General features: G+C 62.8%; 24 protein-coding genes. 2 read left to right on the forward strand and 22 right to left on the reverse strand.

Annotated features, from left to right (window positions below; all coding sequences use genetic code 11):
• Positions 1 to 128: 128 nt before the first annotated feature.
• The 20 genes from NUH19_RS05270 to NUH19_RS05365 form a co-directional block, all read right to left on the reverse strand.
• Positions 129 to 470: a phage holin family protein gene (locus tag NUH19_RS05270; protein WP_262315504.1), complete on the reverse strand. Its 342-nt coding sequence runs from the start codon at positions 468 to 470 to the stop codon at positions 129 to 131.
• Positions 470 to 793, reverse strand: coding sequence for a hypothetical protein (locus NUH19_RS05275; RefSeq protein WP_262315505.1), 324 nt, complete (start codon positions 791 to 793; stop codon positions 470 to 472). The genes NUH19_RS05270 and NUH19_RS05275 overlap by 1 nt, the downstream gene beginning before the upstream one ends.
• A gap of 72 nt (positions 794 to 865) precedes the next feature.
• Positions 866 to 2374, reverse strand: a complete 1509-nt coding sequence (gene liaX, locus NUH19_RS05280) for a daptomycin-sensing surface protein LiaX (RefSeq protein WP_262315506.1) — start codon at positions 2372 to 2374, stop codon at positions 866 to 868.
• Positions 2375 to 2513: 139 nt separating this feature from the next.
• The gene (gene phoU, locus NUH19_RS05285) at positions 2514 to 3191 is read right to left on the reverse strand and encodes a phosphate signaling complex protein PhoU (protein ID WP_262315507.1); all 678 of its coding nucleotides are present in this window, start codon (positions 3189 to 3191) and stop codon (positions 2514 to 2516) included.
• Positions 3192 to 3216: 25 nt separating this feature from the next.
• Positions 3217 to 3975 (reverse strand): phosphate ABC transporter ATP-binding protein PstB, encoded by a 759-nt coding sequence (gene pstB, locus NUH19_RS05290; RefSeq protein ID WP_262315508.1) that lies wholly within the window; start codon positions 3973 to 3975, stop codon positions 3217 to 3219.
• Between the two features lie 10 nt (positions 3976 to 3985).
• The gene (gene pstB / locus NUH19_RS05295; protein WP_262315509.1) at positions 3986 to 4795 is read right to left on the reverse strand and encodes a phosphate ABC transporter ATP-binding protein PstB; all 810 of its coding nucleotides are present in this window, start codon (positions 4793 to 4795) and stop codon (positions 3986 to 3988) included.
• Between the two features lie 20 nt (positions 4796 to 4815).
• Entirely contained in the window at positions 4816 to 5700 is an 885-nt protein-coding gene (gene pstA, locus NUH19_RS05300) for a phosphate ABC transporter permease PstA (RefSeq protein ID WP_262315510.1), read from the reverse strand.
• A complete protein-coding gene (pstC, locus tag NUH19_RS05305; RefSeq protein WP_262315511.1) occupies positions 5700 to 6620 on the reverse strand; it encodes a phosphate ABC transporter permease subunit PstC in 921 nt (306 codons plus the stop codon). The genes pstA and pstC overlap by 1 nt, the downstream gene beginning before the upstream one ends.
• 10 nt (positions 6621 to 6630) lie before the next feature.
• Positions 6631 to 7482, reverse strand: a complete 852-nt coding sequence (locus NUH19_RS05310; protein WP_262315512.1) for a phosphate ABC transporter substrate-binding protein PstS family protein — start codon at positions 7480 to 7482, stop codon at positions 6631 to 6633.
• A 272-nt stretch (positions 7483 to 7754) separates the two neighbouring features.
• Positions 7755 to 9404 (reverse strand): two-component system histidine kinase PnpS, encoded by a 1650-nt coding sequence (gene pnpS, locus NUH19_RS05315; RefSeq protein ID WP_262315513.1) that lies wholly within the window; start codon positions 9402 to 9404, stop codon positions 7755 to 7757.
• Positions 9397 to 10092, reverse strand: a complete 696-nt coding sequence (locus NUH19_RS05320) for a response regulator transcription factor (protein ID WP_262315514.1) — start codon at positions 10090 to 10092, stop codon at positions 9397 to 9399. The genes pnpS and NUH19_RS05320 overlap by 8 nt, the downstream gene beginning before the upstream one ends.
• A gap of 9 nt (positions 10093 to 10101) precedes the next feature.
• A complete protein-coding gene (locus NUH19_RS05325) occupies positions 10102 to 11235 on the reverse strand; it encodes a PDZ domain-containing protein (protein WP_262315515.1) in 1134 nt (377 codons plus the stop codon).
• 865 nt (positions 11236 to 12100) lie between these two features.
• Entirely contained in the window at positions 12101 to 12988 is an 888-nt protein-coding gene (ftsX, locus tag NUH19_RS05330; RefSeq protein ID WP_262315516.1) for a permease-like cell division protein FtsX, read from the reverse strand.
• The gene (ftsE, locus tag NUH19_RS05335) at positions 12978 to 13664 is read right to left on the reverse strand and encodes a cell division ATP-binding protein FtsE (RefSeq protein WP_262315517.1); all 687 of its coding nucleotides are present in this window, start codon (positions 13662 to 13664) and stop codon (positions 12978 to 12980) included. The genes ftsX and ftsE overlap by 11 nt, the downstream gene beginning before the upstream one ends.
• 80 nt (positions 13665 to 13744) lie before the next feature.
• Positions 13745 to 14861 (reverse strand): peptide chain release factor 2 gene (gene prfB / locus NUH19_RS05340; protein ID WP_262315518.1). Its coding sequence is split into 2 segments (ribosomal slippage): positions 13745 to 14788 and positions 14790 to 14861, totalling 1116 coding nucleotides; the frame shifts between segments, so codons are not numbered across the junction.
• A 57-nt stretch (positions 14862 to 14918) separates the two neighbouring features.
• A complete protein-coding gene (gene secA, locus NUH19_RS05345; protein WP_262315519.1) occupies positions 14919 to 17282 on the reverse strand; it encodes a preprotein translocase subunit SecA in 2364 nt (787 codons plus the stop codon).
• 171 nt (positions 17283 to 17453) lie between these two features.
• Positions 17454 to 17999: a ribosome hibernation-promoting factor, HPF/YfiA family gene (gene hpf / locus NUH19_RS05350; RefSeq protein ID WP_262315520.1), complete on the reverse strand. Its 546-nt coding sequence runs from the start codon at positions 17997 to 17999 to the stop codon at positions 17454 to 17456.
• Positions 18000 to 18120: 121 nt separating this feature from the next.
• Positions 18121 to 18783, reverse strand: a complete 663-nt coding sequence (locus NUH19_RS05355) for a ComF family protein (RefSeq protein ID WP_262315521.1) — start codon at positions 18781 to 18783, stop codon at positions 18121 to 18123.
• Positions 18780 to 19268 (reverse strand): helicase-related protein, encoded by a 489-nt coding sequence (locus NUH19_RS05360; protein ID WP_262315522.1) that lies wholly within the window; start codon positions 19266 to 19268, stop codon positions 18780 to 18782. Before NUH19_RS05360 ends, NUH19_RS05355 begins: the two co-directional genes overlap by 4 nt.
• 32 nt (positions 19269 to 19300) lie before the next feature.
• Positions 19301 to 20041, reverse strand: coding sequence for a DEAD/DEAH box helicase (locus NUH19_RS05365; RefSeq protein ID WP_262315523.1), 741 nt, complete (start codon positions 20039 to 20041; stop codon positions 19301 to 19303).
• A gap of 28 nt (positions 20042 to 20069) precedes the next feature.
• Between NUH19_RS05365 and NUH19_RS05370 the strand changes: the two genes are divergently transcribed.
• A complete protein-coding gene (locus NUH19_RS05370) occupies positions 20070 to 20708 on the forward strand; it encodes a YigZ family protein (protein WP_262315524.1) in 639 nt (212 codons plus the stop codon).
• Between the two features lie 78 nt (positions 20709 to 20786).
• On the opposite strand, the gene recA is transcribed toward NUH19_RS05370, so the two are convergent.
• Complete coding sequence (gene recA / locus NUH19_RS05375) at positions 20787 to 21923, reverse strand: recombinase RecA (RefSeq protein WP_262315525.1); 1137 nt, start codon at positions 21921 to 21923, stop codon at positions 20787 to 20789.
• Positions 21924 to 22009: 86 nt separating this feature from the next.
• The gene (locus NUH19_RS05380) at positions 22010 to 23257 is read right to left on the reverse strand and encodes a competence/damage-inducible protein A (RefSeq protein WP_262315526.1); all 1248 of its coding nucleotides are present in this window, start codon (positions 23255 to 23257) and stop codon (positions 22010 to 22012) included.
• A 173-nt stretch (positions 23258 to 23430) separates the two neighbouring features.
• On the opposite strand from NUH19_RS05380, the gene aac(6') reads away from it, so the two are divergent.
• Positions 23431 to 23865 (forward strand): aminoglycoside 6'-N-acetyltransferase, encoded by a 435-nt coding sequence (aac(6'), locus tag NUH19_RS05385; protein ID WP_262315527.1) that lies wholly within the window; start codon positions 23431 to 23433, stop codon positions 23863 to 23865.
• The last annotated feature ends 118 nt before the right edge of the window (positions 23866 to 23983 follow it).

The raw sequence follows: 23983 nt of genomic DNA on the forward strand, positions 1-23983 counted from the left end.
CAGTGGTGGCCCGGGTTTCCAGCCATAAGCCGGCACCAGTCAAATTGGTTCCCCCGGCGACCAGTCGTTCCCCTGCCACGCCAAAGACGCCCACCCCGCGGTTGCGGGTTGGGCGTCTTCGTTAATGGTCAGTTGCGGTCGGCGTCGCCGAGCGTCGCGTTGACCAGGCTCAGCACCACGGCCAAAATCACCTGGGCCCCAAAGCCCGAGAAGGTGATGCCGGAGACGAACCAGGTCATCAAGCTGAGCATGAAGCCGTTGAGAATCAGCAGGAACAGGCCGAGCGTCAGGATGGTCAACGGGAAGGACAGCACCTTCAACACCGGCTTGACCAGCCCGTTGAGAATGCCCAGGACCACGGCGCCGGTCAAGGCGGCGGTCCAGCTGGCGATGAACAGCTGCGACGGGAACAGATGGGCGTAAACCAGAAACACGATGGTGGTCAAAATGACCTTGCGCAGAAAATGCATTAGAAGTCACTCCAGTCGTCGTCGTGATCTTCGTGGTCGCGGTGGCTCGGCTGGGTGGGACGGGACTGGTGCAGCGTCTCTTCCTTCACGTTGTGGGCGGTTTTACGCGCATGGTCCAGGTGGTCCTGCCAGTCGGCGTGGTTGCTGCGGTACGGGTGCCCCGCCTGCTTGGGGCCGCCGGCGTTGCGAACCAGCCACCAGATGAACAGGCCGATCACCACCGGCCAAAACAGCACGTGAATCAAGGCGAAGCCCAGGGCGAACACCATCATGATCGCCATCCCGGCGATGAACAGGATGATTGGAATCATCAGAAAAGGCATGTCGATCTCTCCTTTGCTACTTTGTCGGACAAGAATAGCCGCGCCAGCACGACGCGGCCACCCCGCGAATGCCTAATCGTTGTCCGTGTCCTTGAGCTGCACGTTGCCGCTGGTCGTGGTGACCTTCAGCTTCCCGACCCCGGTGCCGGGGCGGTCCAGCGACACCGACTTAGCCTTGCCGGACACGCTGATGCCGCTCATGCGGCTCTTGACGCCGCCGAAGCGGGTGCGGGCCTCGCCGGCCACGGCGACGCTGGCCGGTAGCGCAATCTTGACGTTGCCGTTGACGGAGCTTGCGGTCAGCTGGGTGAAGTCGGAGGTCAAGGTCGTGCGAATCGTGCCGTTGACCGTCTGCAGGGCCAGCGTCTTGGCCGCGCTTGAGACCTTGATATCGCCGTTGACGGTTTCGAGCATCAGGTCATGCACGGTGCCGTCGGTAACCTTGATCGAGCCGTTGACGCCTTCGATCTCGAGCATCACCGCGGTGAGCTGGTTGAACGTCAGCTCGCCGTTCGTGCTTTTGACGTAAAAGTCCTTGCCGTTCAACCCGTTGAGAATCAGGCCGCCGTTCAATAGCCGCACGGCCACGTGGTCGTAGTCGCGCTTCGGCAGGTGAATGGTCAGGTCGGCCTGAACGCGGCGGTTCGGCACCTGGAACACCAGGTGATCGTCGTTGGCTTCGATGTGGCTGCGGTCCAGAAAGGCCTGCAGCGGCGTGTCGGCCTGCATCTTGCCGAACAGCTTGATCTCGGCGTTGACCTGAATGCCGGCCTGGTCCCAGGCGTCGATGGTGATGTCACCGTTGGCCACCTTGAGGTCCAAAATCGTGGCCTGGCTGTCGGCAAAATCGAAGGTGTGGCTGAACCGCTCGGTGGCGATGCCTGGCACCCGCACCGTGACGTCCTTCCAGTCCACGTTGTCCAGCACGTTGTTCATGGTCTTTTTGACCAGCGAGCCGATCTGCGACGTCGCGTCGTTGACCGTCTTGCCGATGTCGGTCAAGGCGTCCTTGGCCTGGTCCTGCCAGTCATCCGGCAGCACCTTTTCGGCGAAGGTCTTCTTGGTCAGCTGGTGCTTTTGGCGGTTGAGCTCGGCAATCTGGGCCTTGAGGTCGGCCACCTGGGTCGCAAGCTCGCCTTGCTTGGTCGTCAAGGTCAGGTTCTCCTGCTTCAGCCGGCCGCGCTCCTTGTACTTCTCCTCAGACAAGGTGTCGAGATCCTCCATCGTGTCCAGCACGATGATCTGCTCGGCGTTGGCCGCGAGCTTGGCGTTCACGCTTTTGACCTGGGCTTGGGCGGCGTCGAGGTTGCCGGCCAGCTCGGCCAGCTGCGTGTTGAGCAGGGCCAGCGCCTCTTCCGCCGGGGTTTCCTGGTGCGTGTCTTCTGCGGTGTCGTTCTCGTTCGTGTCTGCGGGGTCTTCTGTCGGGTGGGTCGCGTTCGTCTGGTCGGTTGCAGGGTCTACGGGTGCGGCAGTTGGGGTCTTGGCCTTCGCCTTCGCAAGGTTTTCAAGGAGCACCAAGGCTTCTTCGCTGGTGATCACACCCTGCTTCACTAAATCTAAAATCCGTTCACGTTCATTCATGGTATTACCTCCACGTTTTGACTGCCTCTGTAGTTATAGTATGCCAGCCTGCGCGGCGGGGTGCATAGGTCCTAAGGTTGATTTTTGCCTCAGCCTCACCGCAGGACGCAAAAAGGCCCCGCGGTGGCGGGGCCTTGCATCACAGCACGTCTTCTTTGGCGTTGGAGTTGAGCTCGAGGAGCTTGCCGGTTTTGAGGTACAAGATCCACTCGCAGATGTTGGTGACGTAATCCCCGATTCGCTCCAGGTACGAGGACACCAGCATGTAATCCATCGAGCTGACGATGGTGTCGGCGTCCTTGGTCATCTCGTCGATGCACAGGTGGTAGACCTGCGTGGAGTAGCCGTTGATGCCGTGGTCCTCCTCCGCAATTTCCCGGGCGCGATCGGCATCTTCTCTGACGTAGGCATCGAGCACCTCGTCGACCATCTGCTTGACGGCGCCGGCCATGTCGGCGATCACCTTCTCGATTTCGGGGGTGCGAACCTCACCCTTGACGCGAATCGTCGACTTGGCGATGGACACCGCGTGGTCGCCCATGCGCTCCAGGTCGGAGCTGGCCTTCATGATGGTCACGATCATGCGCAGGTCCGAGGTCACCGGCTGCTGCAAGGCGATCATCTCGAAGCTGCGCTTTTCAAGGTCGACCTCGCGCTTGTTGATGTGCTGGTCGTCTTCGATCACGGTGTGGGCCAGCGCCTTGTCGTGATTCACGAACGCCTTGACGGATTTGAAAATGGCCTCGTTGACCATCATTCCCATCTCTGAGAAGCGCACGTGGAGTTCGTTGAGTTCGTCTTCAAAAAGCCGTCGCATGTCTAGTCCTCCTAGGGCTGTGCCGCTACCCGAAGCGGCCTGAAATGTAGTCTTCCGTCTCTTTTTGCGTCGGGTTGAGGAAGACCTTCTTAGTGGCGTTGACCTCGACCAGCCGCCCCTGCAGGAAAAAGGCGGTGCGGTCGGAAATGCGGGACGCTTGGTGCATGTTGTGCGTCACCAAAATAATCGTGTACTGCTGGCGCAGCTCCAAGAGCATGTTTTCGATCTGAGTGCTTGAGATCGGATCCAAGGCGCTGGTCGGCTCGTCCATCAGAATCACGGACGGCCGCACCGCCAGCACCCGCGCGATGCAGACGCGCTGCTGCTGGCCGCCGGACAAAGACAGCGCCGACTTGTGCAGCTTGTCTTTGACCTCGTCCCACACGGCGGCGGCCTTCAGGCTGGTTTCGACCGCCGAATCCAGCGTCGCGCGGTCCTTGACCCCGGCCAGGCGCAGCCCGTAGCAGACGTTGTCGTAGATCGAAAACGGGAACGGGTTGGGCTGCTGGAACACCATCCCCACCCGCTTGCGCAGCTGCACCACGTCTTGGGTCGGCGCGTAGATGTCTTGGCCGTCCAGGCGGATGTCGCCGGTGATGGTGACGCCCGGAATCAGGTCGTTCATGCGGTTGAGGGTTCGCAGGTACGTCGACTTGCCGCAGCCGCTGGGGCCGATCAGGGCCGTGATTTCGTTGGCGTTGAAGTCAAGGTCAATGCCGAGCAACGCCTCGAACTTGCCGTAAAAAAGGTGGACGTCGCGGCTGGTTATCACCTGGTTCGTCATCGTGGCCTCCTTAGCCGAAGTGCCCGGACACGTAATCGTCCGTGGCCTTGATCTTCGGGCGGGTGAAGATCTTTCGGGTCTCATCGAATTCAATCGCCTGCCCGGCGTAGAAAAACGCGGTGTAATCGCTGATCCGGGCGGCCTGCTGCATGTTGTGGGTGACGATCACGATGGTGTACTGATCCTTCAGCGCCATCAGCGTGTCCTCCACGGTCGAGGTGGAAATCGGGTCAAGCGCCGAGGCCGGCTCGTCCATCAAGAGCACGTCGGGCTTCATCGCAATCGCCCGGGCGATGCACAACCGCTGCTGCTGGCCGCCGGACAGCGCCAGGCCGCTTTGGTTCAGGTTGTCTTTGACTTGATCCCACAGCGCCGCCTGGCGGAGGCTGGTTTCCACCAGCTCGTCCAAGACGGCCTTGCGCTTTTCACCGAAGCGGCGCGGGGCGAAGGTGATGTTGTCGTAAATCGACTTGGCGAACGGGTTAGGCCGCTGAAACACCATGCCGATGTGCTTGCGCATCTCGTAGACGTCGACTTGTGCCGAGTTCACGTCGAGGCCGCGGTACATGATTTCACCGGTCACCCGGGTGCCGTCGATGGTGTCGTTCATGCGGTTCAAGGAGCGCAGGAACGTCGACTTGCCGGAGCCGGAAGCGCCGATCAGCGCCGTGATATTGAAGCGCTCGAAGGGCAACGACACCCCGTGAATCGCCTCGTGGTCGCCGTAGTAGACCTTGAGATCCTTGGTTTCGATCGCAATTTCGTGCTGGTCACGCGGTAGGTCCTTGATGTAGCGGTCGTCCAAAGCGTAATTTTGCATCTTATCTCCTCACTTCGGCGTCACGCCGCGGTCATCTTCTTGTAGAGCCGGTTGCCCAGGGTCCGGGCCAACACGTTGAACAACAAGACGGCGATGATCAACACGGCCGAAGCCCCGGCCGACACCGCGGCGGCGTCGGGCTGAATGCCCTCCGAGTTGATCTTCCAGATGTGAACCGCCAGCGTTTCGGCCGGCCGCAACGGGTTCAGGGGGCTGGCGATGTTCAGCGGGTTCCAGTTGCTAAAGTCCAGCGCCGGGGCACTTTGGCCGGCGGTGTAGATCAACGCCGCCGCCTCGCCGAATACGCGCCCGGCCCCGAGGATCATCCCGGTCAAAATGCCGGGCAACGCCTCGGGAATGATCACGTGAATCACCGTTTCCCAGCGCGACAGGCCCAGGGCCAGCCCGGCCTCGCGCTGCGTAAAGCTGACCTGGCGCAACGAGTCCTCGACGTTGCGGGTCAACAGCGGCAGGTTGAACATGGTCAGGGCCAGCGCCCCGGAGATGATCGAGAAGCCGAAGTGAAACTGCAAGACGAAGACCAGGAAGCCGAAGAGCCCGACGACCACCGACGGCAGGGAGCTCAGAATCTCGATGGCGGTGCGAATCACGTCGGTCAGCCAGCTTTTCTTGGCGTACTCGGCGAGGTAAATCCCGGCGCCAAGCGCCAGCGGCACGGCGATCACCATCGACAAAAGCAGCAGGTAAAAGGAGTTGAACAGCTGAATGCCAATCCCGCCGCCGGCCTCGAAGGCCTTGGCCGGGCTGGTCAAAAAGTGCCAGGAGACGTGCGGCAGCCCCTGCCACAGGATGTACCCCAGCAGGCTGGCCAGAATCACCACGATCACGCCGGCAATGGTGTAAAGCGTGGCGGTGGCGAACTTGTCGACTTTCTTGGGATCCATCACTTCATCTCCCCCTTCTTGCCGATCCAGCGAATCAGCAGGTTGAACGCCAAGGACATCAGGAGCAAGAGCAGCGCCAGGGACCACAGCGCGTTGTTCTCAAGCGAGCCCATCACGGTGTTGCCGATGCCCGAGGTCAACACCGAGGTCAACGTCGCCGCCGGGCTGATCAGGTTGGTCGGCAAAAGCGCGGCGTTGCCGATCACCATCTGCACGGCCAGCGCCTCGCCGAACGCCCGGGCCATCCCGAACACGATGCCGGTCAAGATGCCTGGCATCCCGGCGCGGATCACCACGCGCGAAATCGTCTGCCAGCGGGTGCCCCCAAGCGCCAGGCTGGCCTCGCGGTAGTGGCGCGGCACGGCCTTCAAGGCGTCGACGGTCATCGAGGTGACCGTCGGCAGAATCATGACGAACAACACGAAGGTCCCGGCCAGGATGCCAAAGCCCGTGCCGCCTAAGACGTGGCGAATGAACGGCACGACCACGGACAGGCCGATGAACCCGTAGACCACGCTGGGAATGCCGACCAACAGTTCGATGACCGGCTGCAGCACCTTTTTACCCAGGGTCGGCGAGATCTCGGTCATGAAAATCGCGGCGCCAACCGCAAAGGGCGTGGCCACCACGGCCGAAAGCAGCGTCACCCCGAACGACCCGACGATCATCGGCAGGGCCCCGACCTGGGCGGCGCCATGCGCGTCCTTGACCGCCGGCGACCAGGTGGTTTTGCTGATGAAGTCCCAGAGGTTGACCCCGTTGGTGAAGAACGTCGCCAGGCCGCGCGAGGCGACGAAGGTGAAGATGGCGACCACCACCACCACGATCAGGGTGATGCAAAACAGGCTGATCAGCTTGCCGCGCCGCTCGATTCGCGCCGAGCGTGAGCGGTGAAGCATCGCTTCTTTGATTGGATCCATGGGCTTCCTCCTAACGCTTGGTGACGTTGCCGTCGGCGTCGCGTTCCACTTGCATCTTCGTCATCGGGATGTAGCCCATTTTGGCCACCAGCCGCTCCTGGGTCGCAGGCGATTGCACGTAGGCCAAGAAGCGCTTGGTCAGCCCCGTCGGCTGGCCGCGCGTGTACATGTGCTCGTAAGACCAGATCGGCCAGGCGTTGGTGGTGACGTTCGCATCGGTCGGCTTGACGCCGCTCAAGGCCAGCGGCTGCACGGTCTTGTCGACGTAGGAAAAGGCGACGTAAGACACCGCCCCCGGGGTGCTGGCGACAATCGACCGCACCATCCCCGTGGAGTCTTGCTCCTGGGCCGCCTTGGGCTGGCGGTCCTGCAACACCCACTTCTCGAACGTCGCCCGGGTGCCGGAGCCCTGGGCGCGGTTGACCACCACCACCGGCAGGTCGCGACCGCCGACCTGCTTCCAGTTGGTGATCTCGCCGGTGAACAGGCGCCGCAGCTGGACCACGTTCAGGCTGGTCACCCCCACCTGCTTGTTGACGATTGGCGCGATACCGACGACCGCCACGCGGTGGTCGACCAGCTTAGCCGCGTCGATGCCGTCCTTCTCCTGGGCGAACAGGTCGGAGTTCCCGATTTCTACTGCGCCCTGCTGAATCTGCGACAGACCAGTGCCGGAGCCGCCGCCCTGGACGTTGATGAACACGCCGAGGTTGTCGGTTTGGAACTGCGAGGCCGCGGCCTCGACCAGCGGCTGCAGGGCGCTTGACCCCACCGCGGTGATCGATTCCCCGGCGCTTTGGGCGCCGCACGCGGTCAAAATTGTGAGGCAAAAGGCTGCCAGAATTGCGAGAATTTTCTTCACGTTGGACCCTCCGAATTCGTAACTCTAACCAGTTTAGCAACCCAATGTAAAAATCCCACCCGGCAATTGTAAAAATCATGTAAAATCATTCGGCTTCAGTATACGCCGCCGGTGCCGGTGGCGATACCACGAGTTGCGCCGGCGGCCGCCGTCACCCGAGGACCACCGAGCCACACCTGGCAGCGCCGGCGAGGACCAACCGTGGCCCGCATTGCCAACCCGCGGCTGTACCCGATGCGGTGGCGCGGATCGCCGCGGTCGGCGGTGCTAGCCTACGCCCCGGCGTTGGGCAGCGTGACGGTGAAGCGCGAGCCGACGCCGACTTGGCTCTTCAGGTGCAGCTCGCCTTGTAGCTGCTGCACCATTTCATGCACAATGGCCAGCCCCAGGCCCGTGCCGCCGTTGTGGCGGCTGCGGGCCTTGTCGACGCGGTAGAACCGCTCGAACACCCGGGCTTGGTCTTCCTCACGGATGCCGATGCCGGTGTCGGCCACGGCCAGCTGCCAACCGGTCGCGGCGGCGGCGGCGGTGATGGTGATGCTGCCGCCTTCGCGATTGTAAAACACCGCGTTGTTCAGCAGGTTACGCACCACCTGCGACAGCTTGGCCGGGACGGTGGTCACCGTCAGGTCCGTCGGCACCTCAATGTCGATGCGGAGGTGCTTGGCCGCTACCGGCGCCTGCAGCGGCTGCAAGGCCCGTTGCACCAGGTCCCGCACGTTGACCACCGCGTTGGCCTGGGCGGCTTCCGGCCGCGACAGCGTCAGGATGTCTTGAATCAGCTGGGTCAGGCGCAGGCTTTCGTCGTGGATAATGGTGAGAAACTGGTCGAGGGTGGCCGGATCGTTCTTGGCGCCGTCCAGCAGGGTCTCGGTGAACCCGCTGATCGCCGTGACCGGCGTCTTGAGCTCGTGGGAGACGTTGCCGACAAAATCCAGCTGCATCTGCTCGACCTGGCGCAGGTAGGAGACGTCGTAGAGAATCACCAGCACCTGCAGCCGATCGGTGCCGGTCAGCGCGATCACGTTGGCATCCACCGCCTTTTGGGTGGTCATCAGGGTGACCTCCTGGTGGTGCGACTTGCGGCTGCGGTAGGTGTGTTCGATCAGGCGAGCCAGCGCGTAGGTCTTCACGTCGTCCAGGTAGTTGTGCTGGCGCGGCGAGATCTCGTGGCCGACGAACTGCTGCATCGCCGGGTTGGCGAGCAAAACGGCGCGGTCGGTGTCGATCAGCATCACGCCCTGCGGCAGGTGGTCGATCAGCCGGTCGAAGCTGGCCTGGCGCAGCGCGACCTTCTGGCGCAGATGCGCGGCGGTTTGGTCCAGCCGCTCGATTTCGCGGGTCAGCTCGGCAAAGGGCGACCCAGGCGACGCGATGATCGGCTCGACTGGGTGTTCCCTGCGGATGGCGGCGACGTTGTGGGCCATCTGCGCGACGTGGCCGTGCCAGTAGCGGTTGCGGCGCAGAATCCAGGTCGCCAAGGCGGCGCAGCCGGCGGCGTAAAGCACCACGAAGGCGAGGCCCAGCTGCGGCGCGACGCCGAACAGCGTGGCCTTTTTCTGCCAGACGCCGACGAAAATGTTATCGCGCCCCCCGACGTAAATCTGCTCCGGTCGGCCGCTCACCAGAAGCACCGTGCTTTCGTCGATGATCGTGCGTTTGCGATCCACCAGGTCCTGCAGCAGGTCCTCGCGCTGCGTCTGGGGCTTGCCGGTCAGCCGGGTGATGGTGACGTGGTTGTCTTTGGCCAGCCGCACCGCAACGCTTGAGGTGCCGCCGAGATCCGCGTAGGTGCGATACACCGCCTGCAGGTGCGTGCTTTGCTGGGTGTAAAGCAGGTGATCGACCCCGACGAGCAGTAAGAAAAAGCCTGAGACTGCCGCGATGCATGCCCAGGCGTAGTGCCGAACGAACTTAATCATGCGGCACCTCCATTTGATAACCGAAGCCCCGCACCGTCTTGATGTACACCGGGTGCTTGGCATCGTCTTCGATTTTGTCTCTCAGGTGGCTGACTTGAATGTCCACCATGCGGGTCTCGGCCGGGTAGTCGAAGCCCCACACGCCGTTCAAGATCGCCTCGCGCGACAAGATGTTGCCCAGCCGCGTGGCGAAAAAGGCCAGCAGCTCGAACTCCTTGGGCGTCAAGGTCACCGGCACGTTGCGCTTGGTCGCCCGCATGTTGTCCGGGTCGATGGCGAGGTCGCCGATCACAATCTTCGGGGTGCCGCTTGGGCTTTGGGCGACCTGGACGCGCCGGTCGATGGCCTTGAGCCGCGCGATGATCTCGCGCGGCGAGAACGGCTTGGTGACGTAATCGTCGGCGCCGAGCTCCAGGCCGACGATTTTGTCCGTCTCGTCATCCTTGGCCGTCAGAATCATGATCGGGGTGGCATTGTTGGCGTTGCGCAGCTTGCGTGTGATCTCGAAGCCGTCGAGCCCCGGCAGCATCAGGTCCAAAATAATGAAGTCAAAGGCCCCTTGCAGCGCCAGGCTCAGCGCCGTGTCGCCGTCTGCGGCGGTGGTCACCGCGTAGTGCTCCTTTTCCAGGTTGTACTTCAGTAACGTCACGATGGCGGGTTCGTCATCGACCACTAAGATCTTTTTCATTGCGTCCTCCTAGTCTGCGTCAGGCGTGGGGTTGGGGTCGAAGGTGACCATGCCCAGCTCGTGCGGGGCGCCGGCAAAAATCGCGGTCTCCGCCAGCTTGATGCGGCCGTCCAGCCGTTGCACCTTCAGCCGGCAATACGTCGGATGCGCCTGCAAGGCGGCGTAAAGCTCGGCCGCCGTGGTGACCGGCACCTGATTGGCCAGCAGCACGATGTCGCCGGCCTCAAGCCCCATTTTGGCCGCCGGCGTGTCGGGCAAAACGGCGACCAGCCGCACCCCGCTGGCCGTGGCCGAGATGTAGGCTGCCCCGCGTCGTGCCGCCACGCGCGTTGCCACGGCCAGGCCAAGCGCCAGCACCGCCAAGGCAATCTGCACCCCCAGGCCCAGGTCCTGGTGCCACCAGCCGATGCCGGCCGCAAGCGCCGCCGCCACCCCACCGATCAGGTAGACCCGGCTGATCGAATCAAGCGCGGTACCGGGCAGCTGCTTGCGAGTGGTCAAGGCCGCCCCAATCACCAGCGGCAGCCCGATCAAGGCGAAGCGCTGATCCAAAACGGTCAGCTGCGGCCAGTACGGCAGCCGGTTGAACCAGTCGCCGCTCACCGGCAGCACCAACGGCACCCAGTAGAACTGGCGCCTGGCGTAAGTCGCGACCTGCACCCCACGCCGCGAGCCGCGAACGCTGGGGACGTCGATTGGCGGGTTCAAGAAACGCAAAAGCAGCCCGTTGCCCAGCCACAGCAGTGCGATAAGCGCCGCCAGCCGCCAGCTCCAGCCGGTACCGCCAGCGTGGAGGGCCGCCACGTTCAGGTAACGCGTCGAGGCGACCACCACCAGGCCGGCCAGCCCCAGCGACCAGGTGCCAAAGCCCAGCCCGGACAGCAAAAGTCCGGCCACGCACAGCCCAGAAAGCGCCAGTCCCACCGCCGGCGGCAGCAAGAGCCCCAGCAAGACGCTGGCGCCGCTGACCACCAGGGCCAGCGCCACGCCGCCGATCAGCCCGGCCCACCAGTTGGTCCAGTGCCGATCGATGGCCGTCAGGAACACGGCCCGTTCGTGACGCACCCGCCACAACCGCCAAAATAGTGCCACGGCCAGGCCGACCAGCGTGACCGGCCCCACCATCGTTATCAGAATCTGCATCGGCATGTACCCTTCCCTTCACAGTGTAGTATAGCATGGAATACTTTACTGAAAAAATCTGGTAAATTTCTTGTAAAGGCGGGTTTACATTGACCCAGGGCGAAGTCAGGCGGGGTTAGCGGGACGGCCAGCGTAGGGCTGGTGCTTGGGGCCCGGGCTTGGCCCCGAGTGCCGGTCCTAGCAGGCCGCTCCCGCGTTGCCTGGCGTAACCCGACGATCCAGGGCGAAGCGGGGCGTTTAGGCGACCGGCCAGCGTAAGGCTGGTGCTTGGGGCCCGGGCTTGGCCCCGAGTGCCACGGGATTGGCGAGCCGAGCCGCGCGGCCAATTTCACGCGGCCGCCACCGCGCGAGCTTAATTGTTGACGGCCAAAATGGCAGGGCTTACACTGAATTTGGATGATTATTCTACGACAGGGAGGCGGCCAAAGGCCTTGGTCGTTGCGCGTCCACTGCCCCAGGGGGAAAGGCCGGGAGATAAGCATTCCCAGTACCCCCGCCCATACCAAGCCGAACCTGGCTTTCAACACACGTGTTTTCGCGTTACGGCGCCCCTCGATGGGCCCGAATACCAGGGCGAGCGCCACCACCCACGCGCAGTCACACTGTCTCTCCTACTCGCTTGCGAGGTAGCTGCGGAGGGGCTCGGCACGTGGCTTGCTCCAAGCGGCCTTGAACGCAGTACCACTGCGAGGTCAACACCGCAAGATTGCAACGAATCAGCAAAAAATACCGAGGCTGCCGGGGTTCTAGGACTCCCGGTGGCTTCGGCGCGTCCGGCACAGGTCAGAACTGGTGCCGGACGTTTTTTGTCTGCCGTTGGCCGCAAAAAAAGACCGCCACGCAGGCGGTCCAAAGAGCTCAACAATCAGATGCGCAGGAAGCGGCGCATGGAGACAACCGCACCCAACGCCCCGATCACGATGCCGATCAAGGCGATGCCCAGATCCAGCCAGAATAAGAACGGCAGGGTCGGGAACAGCGAGAAGCCGTTGGCGGCTACCGAGAAGTTGGCGTTTTTGTACACCAGCCCGTAGCCAAAATCGACCACGAGCATCGGCAAAAGCGATCCGAACAGCCCGGTCCAGGCCCCTTCCAAGAGGAACGGCCAGCGAATGTAGCTGTTGGTCGCCCCGACCAGGCGCATCACGCGAATCTCGTCTTCACGCGAGAGAATCGTGATGCGAATGGTGTTACTGATCAGGAAGACCGCGACGAACAGCAGCAGGATGGTGAAGCCGATGCCCCAGCGCTGAATCGTGTCGACGGTCGAAAACAGCTTCTTGGCGGTGTTGCCGCCGTATGACGCCTCGGAAACGTGCTTGAGCTTTTCGGCCTTCTTGGCAACGGTGATGGTCTGCGTCGGCTTCTTGGTGTCGACCAGGAAAATGTTGGTCAGCGGGTTCTGGTCGCCGGAGAACATCTTCCACTGCGAGCCGTACGTGCCGACGATCGAGTTGAGCTCCTGCTTGGAGGAGCGGAAGGTGATCTTTTCGACCTGCGGCATCGCCTTCAGCTGCTTCTTCAGCGCCGCTTGGTCGGCCTTTTTGGTGCCTTTTTGGATGTAAACCCGCACCCGCACGTCGTTTTCGACCTGGCTGGACACGCGGTTGACGTTGGCAATCAGGGCCAGGAAAATCCCGACCAAAAGCAGCGTGACGGTCACCGCGGAAACCGCGGCCACCGACATCCAGCCGTTGCGACGCAGGCTTTTGAGGGAGTCTTTGACGTGACGCTTCAATACATTAGGCTTCATTACCGTAGCTCCCTCCCTGTTCGTCGCGAATCAGCCGGCCGCCGGCGATTTCCAGCAGACGGTGCGGGTGACCGTTGACGATTTCCCGGTTGTGGGTCGCCATAATCACCGTGGTGCCGTCGCCGTTGATCCGCTCGAGAATCTCCATGATGCCCTCGGAGGTTTCCGGATCGAGGTTCCCGGTCGGCTCGTCGGCGATCACCACCTGCGGGTCGTTGACGATCGCCCGGGCGATTGCCACGCGCTGCTGCTCCCCACCGGAGAGCTCGCTTGGGAAGCGCCGGAGCTTTTGCTCAAGCCCGACCAGCTTCAAGACGTGCAGCACCCGCGGCTTGATCTCGTCGTCGGGGGTCTCGATGACCTCCATCGCGTAAGCGACGTTCTCGTACACCGTCAACCGCGGCAGCAGCTTGAAGTCTTGGAACACAACGCCCAGCTCGCGTCGAAACATCGGCACGTCCTTGGGGCCCATCTTGGCGAAATCATGCTTGCCCACCGTGATGGTGCCTTCGCTTGGCGTCAGCTCGTGGTACAGCATCTTGATGAACGTCGACTTGCCGGCGCCACTTGAGCCGATCAGGTACACGAACTCGCCGGCGTCCACCGTCAGGCTCAGGTCCTTGATCGCGATGACGCCGTTGTCGTACTGCTTCATCACATTTTTCAATTGAATCATGGATTTCGCTCCTTTTTAAAACTATGGCAAAAGTATAGCATGTGAATACGTCAAACCGATAACAGCCTTGTTACAGTTGCTCACTTCGGGTTGGCGCCTGCGAGCTCCCACTGCAGGTAGGCGTAGATGAAGGGGTTGAGATCCCCGTCCATCACGGCCTGCCCGTTGCCGGTTTCGTAGTTGGAGCGGTGGTCCTTGACCATCGTGTAGGGATGGAACACGTAGGAGCGAATCTGCGAGCCAAAGGCGACCTCCATCTGGGTGCCCTTGATGGCCGCGGCCTCCTTGGCCTTGATCTCCTGTTCGCGCTGGTACAGCTTGGCCTTGAGCATCCCCATGGCCGTGTCCTTGTTTTGGAACTGGCTGCGCTGGGCCTGGCTGGAGACCACGATGCCGGTCGGAATGTGGATCAGCCGCACGGCACTGGAGGTCTTGTTGATGTGCTGGCCGCCGGCGCCGCTTGAGCGAAAGACCTCCATTTTGATGTCTTCGGGGCGAATCTCGATGTCGATGCTGTTATCAAGCTCCGGCATCACGTCGACGGAGGCGAAGCTGGTGTGACGCCGCCCGGCCGAGTCGAACGGCGAGATGCGGACCAGGCGGTGAACGCCTTTTTCGGAGCGCAGCATGCCATAGGCGTTGTCGCCCGAGATCAGAAGCGTCACCGACTTGATGCCGGCCTCGTCGCCGGCCAGGTAGTCGGCGACTTCCACCTGGTAGCCGTTTTGCTGGGCCCAGCGCTGGTACATGCGCAGAAGCATCGAGCCCCAGTCCTGCGACTCGGTGCCGCCAGCGCCGGGGTGAATTTCAAGAATTGCGTTGTTGGCGTCGTACGGGCCGCTGAGCAACAGCGTCAGCTCGTAGCGCGTCATCTTCTCCTGCAAGGCGGTGAGGTCGGATTCGACTTCGGCCTGCAAATCGGCGTCTTGCTCCTCTTGCAACAGCTCGAAGGCGACGTCCAGCTCGTCCAGCTGGTCTTGCAGCGCGATAAAGTTGTCGTGCTTGGTTTTGAGCACGTTGTTAGCGTCGATCACTTCTTGGGCGCGTTGGCGGTTGTCCCAAAAGCCGGGTTCGGCCATGCGGCCCTCGTTTTCGGCGATGCGTTCGTTCAGCGCATCGAGGTCAAAGCGACCCCCTAAACTGATTTATTTTGGTCCGTAACTGGGCCAGGGTGTTTCTCATTTCTGCGATTTCCATCGTGGTCATCCTTTCTTAGCTGAGACAAGAACAGCCAGGTCACCCTGGCTGCTTGGTTTAACGCCGAATGTTCTGGCGGATTTGGGCCTTCATGAACAGGCGGGTGACCCCGTCGTCCATGTTGGCGATCATTTCCTCAAACATGCGGTAGGCTTCTTCTTGGTACTCGACCAGTGGGTTCATCTGGCCATAGCCACGCAGGCCGACGCTTTGACGCAGCTGATCCAGCACGTCGATGTGGTCGGTCCACAGGGAGTCAACCACGCGCAAAATAACAACCTTCTCGAATTCAAGCATCTGGTCCTTGTCGCCCAGCTGCTTGAGCTTCTCGTCGTAGTTGGCTTCGGCCAGCCCCATCAGCAAGTCAATCAAGGCCTGCTGGGACTTGCCGTCGAGGTCCTTGCGGTCAAGGTCCTCTTCGCTCACCATGTTGGACGTGACGTAATCGTAAATCGCGTCAAGCTCCCAAGACTTCTGCTCGCCTTGGGTGTGGGCCTGCACGATGCGCGACACGCAGCGGCTGATCATCGCCATCAAAACCGGGCGCAGGGTCTCGGTTTCGTTGATCACCTGCTGGCGCTGCTTGTAGATGACCTCGCGCTGTTCGCGCATGACGTCGTCGTACTGCAGCGTGTTCTTACGGGTGTCGTAGTTGTTCCCTTCGACGCGCTTTTGGGCGGATTCAACGGAGCGACTGATCATGCGGCTGCGGATCACCTGCTCGTCGTCTTCGACCTTGAAGCGATCGAGCATCGCCTTGATGCGGTCGGAGCCGAAGCGCTTCATCAGGTCGTCTTCAAGCGACAGGTAGAACTGCGTCGAGCCCGGATCGCCTTGGCGCCCGGACCGGCCGCGCAGCTGGTTGTCGATACGGCGGCTTTCGTGCCGCTCGGTGCCGATCACGGCCAGGCCACCCACGGCGGTGACGCCGGGGCCGAGCTTGATGTCGGTGCCTCGCCCGGCCATGTTGGTCGCGATGGTGACGGCGCCGCGCTGGCCGGCGTTCATGACGATTTCGGCTTCACGGGCGTGGTTCTTCGCGTTCAAAACGCTGTGCGGAATGTTCGCCTCATCCAGCATCGCCGACAGCCGCTCGGAGGACTCGATGGCCACCGTGCCGACCAGAATCGGCTGGCCCTTGGCGTGGCGCTCCTTGATGTCTTCGGTCACGGCGTGGAACTTCGCGTCAAGGGTCGGGTACAAAATGTCCGGCGCGTCGACGCGGATCACCGGCTTGTTGGTCGGAATCGAAATCACGTTCATGTTGTAGATTTCGCGGAACTCCTCTTCCTCCGTCTTGGCCGTCCCGGTCATCCCGGACAGCTTGTTGTACATGCGGAAGAAGTTCTGGTAGGTGATGGTCGCCATGGTGGCGTTCTCGTCTTGGATCTCGACGCCTTCCTTGGCCTCGATCGCCTGGTGCAGGCCATCGGAGAAGCGGCGGCCTTCCATCGCGCGGCCGGTGAACTGGTCGACAATCAGCACCTCGCCGTCGGACACCATGTAATCGATGTCCTTGAGCATGATGTAATTGGCCCGCAGCGCCTGATCCATGTGGTGGGTCAAGGCCGTGTTCTCCGTGTCGTACAGGTTTTTCAGGCCGAAAATCTTTTCGGCCTTGCGGATGCCGTTTTCGGTCAGCGAAATGGTCTTGGTCGGCCAGTCGATCGTGTAGTCGTCCTCTTCCTTGAGGGTCTTCACGAAGCGGTCGGCGCGGATGTACAGGCCGTTGCTCTTCTCGGCACCGCCGGAGATGATCAACGGCGTCCGGGCCTCATCGACCAGGATCGAATCCACTTCGTCGACGATGGCGAAGTTCAGCGGCCGCTGAACCATCTGCTGCTTGTAAACCACCATGTTGTCGCGCAGGTAATCGAACCCAAGCTCGCTGTTGGTCGAGTAAGTGATGTCCGAGTCGTAGGCCGCCCGCTTCTCGTCGGAGCTCAGGTCGTGGGTGTTCAGCCCCACGGACAGACCCAGCCAGTTGTACAGCTCGCCCATTTCGGTCGCGTCACGGCCGCTCAGGTACTCGTTGACCGTGACCACGTGGACGCCTTGGCCGCCCAGCGCGTTGAGGTACACCGGCATCGTGGCGGTCAGGGTCTTCCCTTCACCGGTCTTCATCTCGGCGATGTTGCCTTCGTGCAGCGTGATGCCGCCGATGATCTGCACCCGGAACGGGAACAGCCCCAAGACGCGCTTGGCGCCTTCACGCGCCACCGCGAACGCCTCGGGCAAAATATCGTCAAGCGTCTCCCCGTTGGCCAGTCGTTCCTTGAAGGCAGGCGTTTTCGCCTGGAGCTGCTCGTCGCTCAGCGCGGCGTACTCGTCTTCGTATTTTTGAACCTTATCCGCGATTTTACCAAGCCGCTTAACTTCGCGCTTGTCGCTTTCTACCCATGTCTTTAGTACGTTCGCCATGTAAAATATCCTCTCTGTCATGTTGATATGCGCATAATACCTGACAGTATCCTAGTTATTTTAGCATTGTTCATAATTCAATGAAAGGCCCGAACCCCAAAACTGCGCCAGGTCAAGGCCAAGTCACTGGTGAATTAAAAAAGCAGGCCGCGTTGGCCTGCCGTCGTGCTGTTATTCGTCGGTTTCGATCAGACCGTAGCGGCCATCGCGGCGCTTGTACACGATGCTGGTGCCGTTGGTGTCTGCGTCCTCGAAGATGAAGAAGTTATGCCCGAGCATGTCCATCTGCAAAATGGCCTCTTGCGAGTCCATCGGCTTCAAGGACACGCGCTTGGTCCGAACCACCTGCAAGCTGTCGTCGTCGGTCGGAGCGGCGTCTGGGGTGTCAACCTGGATCGGGGCGAAGCCCTTTTCGCGGGACTTGCGGTTAATCTTGGTCTTGTACTTGCGAACCTGCCGCTCCAGCTTGTCGGTCACCAAGTCGACGCTTGCGTAAAGGTCCGGGCTGGTTTCCTCAGCCCGCAGCGTCAGGTAGGCCAAAGGGATCGTGACCTCGACCTTCGCCGTCTTGTCCGGGTACACTTTCAAGTTAACGTGCGCAATCGCCTCGACTGAGCTTTCGAAGAACTTGTTCAGCTTGCTGATGCGCTTTTCAACGTAATTCCGAATGGCATCGGTGACCTCGATGTTTTCGCCACGAACGTTGTATGTTAGCATAAAACTTCTCCCCTTTCATCCGCCTGAGGTAGAATCAGGCGCGGGTGGCCGGGCGTTAAAGCCCTTTCACCCTTCTTCTCTATTATAGCGAACTCGCGCTTCAGAAACAAACCATATTCTGTTAACGAATCAGGGAGAAACTGTGAATCTCCCCGCGGTACCCCGCCGCAAGCAGCGCCTGCTGGGCGTGGTACAGGGTGCGGCCGGTGGTGTACAAGTCGTCTAGCAACAACACCCGCGGCGCCGGGTGAGCCGGCAGCGTCGCCGTGAAGGACTGCGGCGTCGCCAGGCGTTCTCGGCGCGTTTTCTCCGCCTGGGGTCGGGCCGTGTCGGCCTTGGTCAGCCACTCGCTCAGGGGCAGGTGGCCGAACAGCCCGACGACCGGATCAAAGCCGCGCTTGGCCAGGTGCTTGGGCTCACTGACCAACGGCACCAAGGCGACGCCGCGGCGCGCGAGGTCAAGGCAGTCTTCAAAGGCGTCGTGCAGCTGGTAGTGGCCCTGCCCCTTGTACTGCTGAATGAACAGCCGCATGTCCTCACCGTAAGTAAACAAGGCGCGGTGGTGCAAGGAAGGGTAGCCGGCCGCCGCCCAGCGCTGACAATCCGCACACAGCGTCGGCGAGTTCGCCCGGCCGCAGCCCGGACACGCGGTCGCCGACTTGATGCGCGTGAACCGCGCCTGGCAGCGGGGACACAGCCGCGCCAGGCGCAGCGGCCTGAGGCTGACCAGCGCCGCCAGCGGGAAGTCTTGGGTCAGCGGTCGGTGGCACCACCGGCAGGTCATCGCTGGCCCCGCCGGTTCATGGTCCGAATCTCGTGCAGCGCCTTGGCGATTGCCCAGGTGAAATGCCCGGCGAGGTACCACACCGGGTCGTCCGGGCTGGCCTTGGCCCGACCGGCGCGACCCGCCATCTGCACCAAGGCGCTGGCGGGAAACTGGGCGCGTTCCGCCGCCAGCACAATCACGCCGCAGCGCGGTATCGTGACGCCGCGCTCCAGGATGCTGGTGGTGACGAGCACCGCCACGCGTCCGGCGCGAAAGGCCGCCACGGTGGCCAAGCGGTCGGTAGCGCTGGCGTGGACCCCGGCCGCCTGGATGCCCTGGCCCACCAGTGCCTCGGTCAGCGGCGCGACCCAGCGCGTGTCGGGCACGAACACCAGCGCCTGGCGCTTGGCCTCAAGGCACCGGTGCAAGCAACGCCACAGCGCCTGGGGAATCACCGCCGGCAGCCCCGCCGTCTTCACCAACAGCACCGCAGGCTCGGGCAAAGGCGCCTGGTGGAAGCGGCGCGGCAGGTAGCTCAGGCCGTGACCCCGCGGCGAGCCAGCCGCCGCGTCGCAACCGGCGGTGTCGCGCTCAACAGCACGGTCGGCCCGACCACCGCCTGGGCACAGGCGTAGGCCAGCATCGGCGTCTGCGCAAACGGGAAGGCGTCGATTTCGTCGATGATCATCAGCCCGAAGTGGTGGTAAAACCGCAGCATCTGGTGCGACGTCGCCACCACCAAGGCGGCATCCGGCTGCGGCCAAGCCACGCCGCCGTGCCACACCGCGATGGGCGTCGTGGCAAAGGCCGCGGCCAGCCGCGGGGCCAGCTCCAACACGACATCGACGCGTGGTGACACCACCGCCACCCGCTGGCCGGCCGCAAGCGCCGCTGCGATGACGGGGAACAGCATCTCGGTCTTCCCCGCCCCGGTCACCGCCCACAGCAAGTGGTCGCGCCCGGCCGCCACCGAGGCCACCACCGCCTGGGCCGCCGTCTTTTGCGCCGCGGTCAGCTCGCCGCGCCAGGTCAGTGGCCCCGCCGCCGGCACCGGGCCAAGCCGTGCTCGCACCAGCCTGCTCGCGGTGGTCACCCGCCCCATGCCGACGCAGGCCAGGCAGTACCGCTGGCCGCCGGGCAGGGCCGCAAAATCGCTTTGGCCGCACCGAACGCAGACCGGATGGCCGCGCCGGTTTTCCACCGCGGCAAGCACGGTGGTCTGTGCTACACTGAGACTAGCCAGGCGGCCTACTTCCGCCTCCAACACTTGCAGCATTTTGCATCACCTCACAAGGAGATTACGCATGTCAGCCGATTACCGCACCATCGCCGGACCGGGCGAGAACACTTTAATTATCAAAAAATCGCGCTTCATCACCCGCCTGGGCCGCGTCACCACCGAGGCCCAGGCCCAGGCCTTCATCGCCGCGGTGCAAAAGCGCGAGTACAAGGCCAACCACAACGTGCCGGTCTACCTGCTGGGCGACCAAGACCAGATTCAACGGGCCCAAGACGCCGGCGAACCCGCCGGCACGGCCGGGGTGCCGGGGCTTGAGGTGCTCAAGGCGATGGGGCTGCACGACGTGGTGGCGGTGACCACCCGCTACTTCGGCGGCATCAAGCTCGGTGCCGGCGGCCTGATTCGCGCCTACGCCAACAGCGTCCAAGACGCGGTCCACGCCGTCGGCATCGTGCGACGCGTCGCCATGCGCGAGCTCACCTTACCCCTGCCCTACCACCTGCTGGGGCCGGTGCAACGCTGGGCCGAAGCCACCGGTGTGACCATCACGGACACCGACTACCAGGCGCAGGTCACCCTGACGCTGGTGGTGGAAGAGGCCGCGGTGCCGGCGACCATCGCCGCCTTGCGCGACCTAACGCTGGGCCAGGCGTTGCCGGTGATCGGCGAGCCGGTCGCCCGGGAGGTGCCGGTGGCAGATTGACCCACAACCCACTCGGCCACACTCACCAGACGCAAGGAGACCCACCCGCAGGCTTGCGGGTGGGTCTCTTTGGTCTGGCTACTTGATGCCCTTGTTGGTCTTTGAATCCTTGTCGGCTGGCGCGTCGTCCTTGGCCGTGGCCTGGAAAATGTCGGGCTCCTCGGGCTTCTTGCCGGCCTTCTTGGCGACCTCCTCGAGGCCCTCTTCGGCCTCTTCGTTGGCCTCGTCCATGTCGTAGGCCAGACGCACCTTCTGGCGAATCTCCGCCTTCATGTCCGGGTGCTCGTCTAGGTAGGTTTTGGCGTTCTCGCGGCCCTGGCCGATGCGCTCGTCGCCGTAGCCGTACCAAGAGCCGGACTTGTCGACGATGTCTTTTTCGACCGCCATGTCGATGATCTCACCGGTCTGGGAAATCCCGTGACCGTACATGATGTCGACTTCGGCCACCTTGAACGGCGGGGCCACCTTGTTCTTGACGACCTTGATCTTAGTGCGGTTGCCGATGACGTTGGTGCCGTCCTTGATCTGCTCGGCACGCCGCACCTCCAGGCGAACCGTCGCGTAGAACTTCAGGGCGCGACCGCCCGGGGTGGTTTCGGGGTTACCGAACATGATGCCGACCTTCTCGCGAATCTGGTTGATGAACAAGGCGATGGTCTTGGTCTTGTTGATCGAGCCGGAGAGCTTGCGCAGCGCCTGACTCATCAGCCGCGCCTGCAGGCCGACGTGAGCATCGCCCATTTCGCCTTCGATTTCGGCGCGTGGCACCAGGGCCGCCACGGAGTCGACGACGACGATGTCGACGGCCCCGGAGGTCACCAGGGCGTCGGCGATTTCAAGCCCCTGCTCGCCGGTGTCCGGCTGCGACAGCAGCAGCTCGTCGATGTTGACGCCAAGGGCCGAGGCGTACTTGGGGTCCATCGCGTTTTCGGCATCGATGTAGGCCGCGGTGCCGCCGGCCTTTTGGACCTCGGCCACGGCGTGCAGCGCAATCGTCGTCTTCCCTGAGCTTTCGGGACCGTAAATCTCGACGATGCGGCCCCGCGGGAAGCCGCCGACGCCCAGCGCGTTGTCCAGCGCCAAAGAACCGCTTGAGATCGTGGAGATGCGGGTGTCGACCTTGTCGCCCATCCGCATGATGGAGCCCTTACCGAAGTTCTTTTCGATCTTCTTCAACGCAGCGTCAAGCGCTGCCTGTCGTTCATCTTTAGCCAAAGAGAACCCTCCAATCAGGTTTTGTCTTCCCTTATTCTACAAGAGCGTTCGGGGAAGTGCAAGGAAAAATCGAACGGGTGTTCTGATTATTTTGCGGCCGCTCGCAGCGCCTGCAGCGCGGTGAACAAGCCGGTTTTGACCGCCCGGGCACGAACCAGCTGGCGGTTACCCGGGAAGTGGTACAGCGTCGCCGTCACGCCGTCAGCCGTCGCCAGCCCGATCCACACGGTGCCAGCGGCCACCCCCTCGTTGGGCCCGGGGCCGGCCACGCCGGTGAAGCTCAGGGCCAAGTCGGCCGCCGCCTTCTCCCGCGCCGCCTGGGCCATCGCCTTGGCCGTCGCCTCACTGACCGCGCCATCCGCGTCAATCGTCGCCTCGTCGAGCCCGAGCAGCGTCGCCTTGGTGTGGTTCGAGTAGGTGACAAAGCCGCCCTTGAACCACGCAGACACCCCGGCGACCCCGGCCAGCGTGGCCTGAAAGGCGCCGGCGGTCAAAGACTCCGCGGCGGTGATGGTGCAATGCGACGCGGCCAGCGCCTTGACCAGCTCGGCCTCCAGGCTGTTGGCGTCGCCGTAGCCGTAAAAGTACTGGCCGACCCGCCCCAGCACCGTCCGTTCCATCGGGTCAATCAGCGCTTGCGCGGCCGCCGGCGTCTGCGCCTTGGCGGTGATGCGCAGCGTGACCTCGGTGTCTTTGATGTAGGTGGCCAAAGTCGGGTTGGTCTGCGCGTCGATCAGGTCGGCCAACTCGGTGGCCAAAAGCGACTCGCCGATGCCAAAGAAGCGCAGCACCCGGCTTTCAAGCACCGCATCCCCGTGGACCAGCCGGCTCAGGTAAGGCACCAGCTGGCCTGACACCATCGGCGCAAACTCCTTGGGCGGCCCGGGCAACAGCACGTAGCGGCGGTTGCCGACCGTGCTGACGGCGCCGACCGCCAAGCCGACCGCGTTGGGCAAAGGCGTGGCCCCGGCCGGCAGCATCGCCTGCACCCGGTTGTTCGGGGTCATCACCTTGTGCCACTGCTGGGCGTAGGCGTCGAGCACCGCCAGGCTCGGCTGGTCCACCACCAGGTCAACCCCCAAGTGAGCGGCCAGCGTCTGCTTGGACAGGTCGTCTTTGGTCGGGCCGAGGCCGCCGATCAAGATGATCAGATCCGCGCGGCTTTCGGCCAGCGTGATCGCGGCGTCCAGCCGCGGTCCGTTGTCGCCGACCACCTGCTGGTTCAGGCTGTCGATGCCCAGCGCCGCGAGCTCTGCCGCCACCACCGACGCGTTGCTGTTGACGATCTGCCCCAGCAGGATTTCGGTTCCCACTGCAATGATTTCTGCTTGCATTTTGCCACCTCTATTAGATTATGCGTTCCGCCTCAGTTTACCACGCCGGCCGGCAAAAAGATTGGGTAGGCGCCGCCCCGCCCGACCCTGGCCTCCCGCGACCGAAACGCATATCCCAAAAGATAACAGCCCCCCGCCAAAATACTGGCGGCCAAAACCAGGAGGTACACACAATGCTGCAACTCGCAGGCCCCAAAGACCTGGACCAACTTGCAGAACTCGCCGCGCTAATGTGGCCACACCACGAAGTCTGCGCCCTTCGAGCGGAGATTGCCTCGCTCATCGCCCAAGGCCAGTCGCAGTTCTTCTTGATCGGTGCAATGGGGTCGCCGGTCGGCTTTGCGCAGTGTTCGCTGCGCCACGATTACGTGGAAGGCACCAGCACTAGCCCGGTCGGCTACCTGGAGGGAATTTTCGTCAAGCCGACCGCCCGCCACCGCGGCTACGCCAAGGCGCTGGTCGCAAGCTGTGAGGCCTGGGCCAAGGCGCAGGGATGTGCCGAGTTTGCCAGCGATTGCCCACTTGATCACCTCACCAGCCTGCGGTTCCACCAGGCGTTGCACTTCACGGAGGCTAACCGCATCATCTGCTTCACCAAGGCACTTTAGCGGCTAGCGCAACGCCGACCGCTCGCAACCAGCCGTTCTGTCGGCGGCCACGCGCCAGCCGAGCCCAAGCCTGCCGACCACCGGCACAGTCAATCGGCCGGCTCACCCCCGAGCTCAG

This window comes from Lacticaseibacillus parakribbianus, from assembly GCF_025490915.1.
Taxonomy (GTDB): domain Bacteria; phylum Bacillota; class Bacilli; order Lactobacillales; family Lactobacillaceae; genus Lacticaseibacillus; species Lacticaseibacillus parakribbianus.

What these genes read in the sequence shown, in the direction of transcription:
- ftsE (WP_262315517.1), bottom strand. Translation starts at nt 13,664, where the DNA reads ATGATTCAATTGAAAAATGTGATGAAGCAGTACGACAACGGCGTCATC.
- NUH19_RS05365 (WP_262315523.1), bottom strand. Translation starts at nt 20,041, where the DNA reads ATGCTGCAAGTGTTGGAGGCGGAAGTAGGCCGCCTGGCTAGTCTCAGT.
- NUH19_RS05355 (WP_262315521.1), bottom strand. Translation starts at nt 18,783, where the DNA reads ATGACCTGCCGGTGGTGCCACCGACCGCTGACCCAAGACTTCCCGCTG.
- pstA (WP_262315510.1), bottom strand. Translation starts at nt 5,700, where the DNA reads ATGGATCCCAAGAAAGTCGACAAGTTCGCCACCGCCACGCTTTACACC.
- pstC (WP_262315511.1), bottom strand. Translation starts at nt 6,620, where the DNA reads ATGGATCCAATCAAAGAAGCGATGCTTCACCGCTCACGCTCGGCGCGA.
- pnpS (WP_262315513.1), bottom strand. Translation starts at nt 9,404, where the DNA reads ATGATTAAGTTCGTTCGGCACTACGCCTGGGCATGCATCGCGGCAGTC.
- pstB (WP_262315509.1), bottom strand. Translation starts at nt 4,795, where the DNA reads ATGCAAAATTACGCTTTGGACGACCGCTACATCAAGGACCTACCGCGT.
- secA (WP_262315519.1), bottom strand. Translation starts at nt 17,282, where the DNA reads ATGGCGAACGTACTAAAGACATGGGTAGAAAGCGACAAGCGCGAAGTT.
- ftsX (WP_262315516.1), bottom strand. Translation starts at nt 12,988, where the DNA reads ATGAAGCCTAATGTATTGAAGCGTCACGTCAAAGACTCCCTCAAAAGC.
- NUH19_RS05270 (WP_262315504.1), bottom strand. Translation starts at nt 470, where the DNA reads ATGCATTTTCTGCGCAAGGTCATTTTGACCACCATCGTGTTTCTGGTT.
- pstB (WP_262315508.1), bottom strand. Translation starts at nt 3,975, where the DNA reads ATGACGAACCAGGTGATAACCAGCCGCGACGTCCACCTTTTTTACGGC.
- NUH19_RS05370 (WP_262315524.1), top strand. Translation starts at nt 20,070, where the DNA reads ATGTCAGCCGATTACCGCACCATCGCCGGACCGGGCGAGAACACTTTA.
- NUH19_RS05325 (WP_262315515.1), bottom strand. Translation starts at nt 11,235, where the DNA reads ATGCAGATTCTGATAACGATGGTGGGGCCGGTCACGCTGGTCGGCCTG.
- hpf (WP_262315520.1), bottom strand. Translation starts at nt 17,999, where the DNA reads ATGCTAACATACAACGTTCGTGGCGAAAACATCGAGGTCACCGATGCC.
- NUH19_RS05320 (WP_262315514.1), bottom strand. Translation starts at nt 10,092, where the DNA reads ATGAAAAAGATCTTAGTGGTCGATGACGAACCCGCCATCGTGACGTTA.
- phoU (WP_262315507.1), bottom strand. Translation starts at nt 3,191, where the DNA reads ATGCGACGGCTTTTTGAAGACGAACTCAACGAACTCCACGTGCGCTTC.
- NUH19_RS05275 (WP_262315505.1), bottom strand. Translation starts at nt 793, where the DNA reads ATGCCTTTTCTGATGATTCCAATCATCCTGTTCATCGCCGGGATGGCG.
- liaX (WP_262315506.1), bottom strand. Translation starts at nt 2,374, where the DNA reads ATGAATGAACGTGAACGGATTTTAGATTTAGTGAAGCAGGGTGTGATC.
- NUH19_RS05380 (WP_262315526.1), bottom strand. Translation starts at nt 23,257, where the DNA reads ATGCAAGCAGAAATCATTGCAGTGGGAACCGAAATCCTGCTGGGGCAG.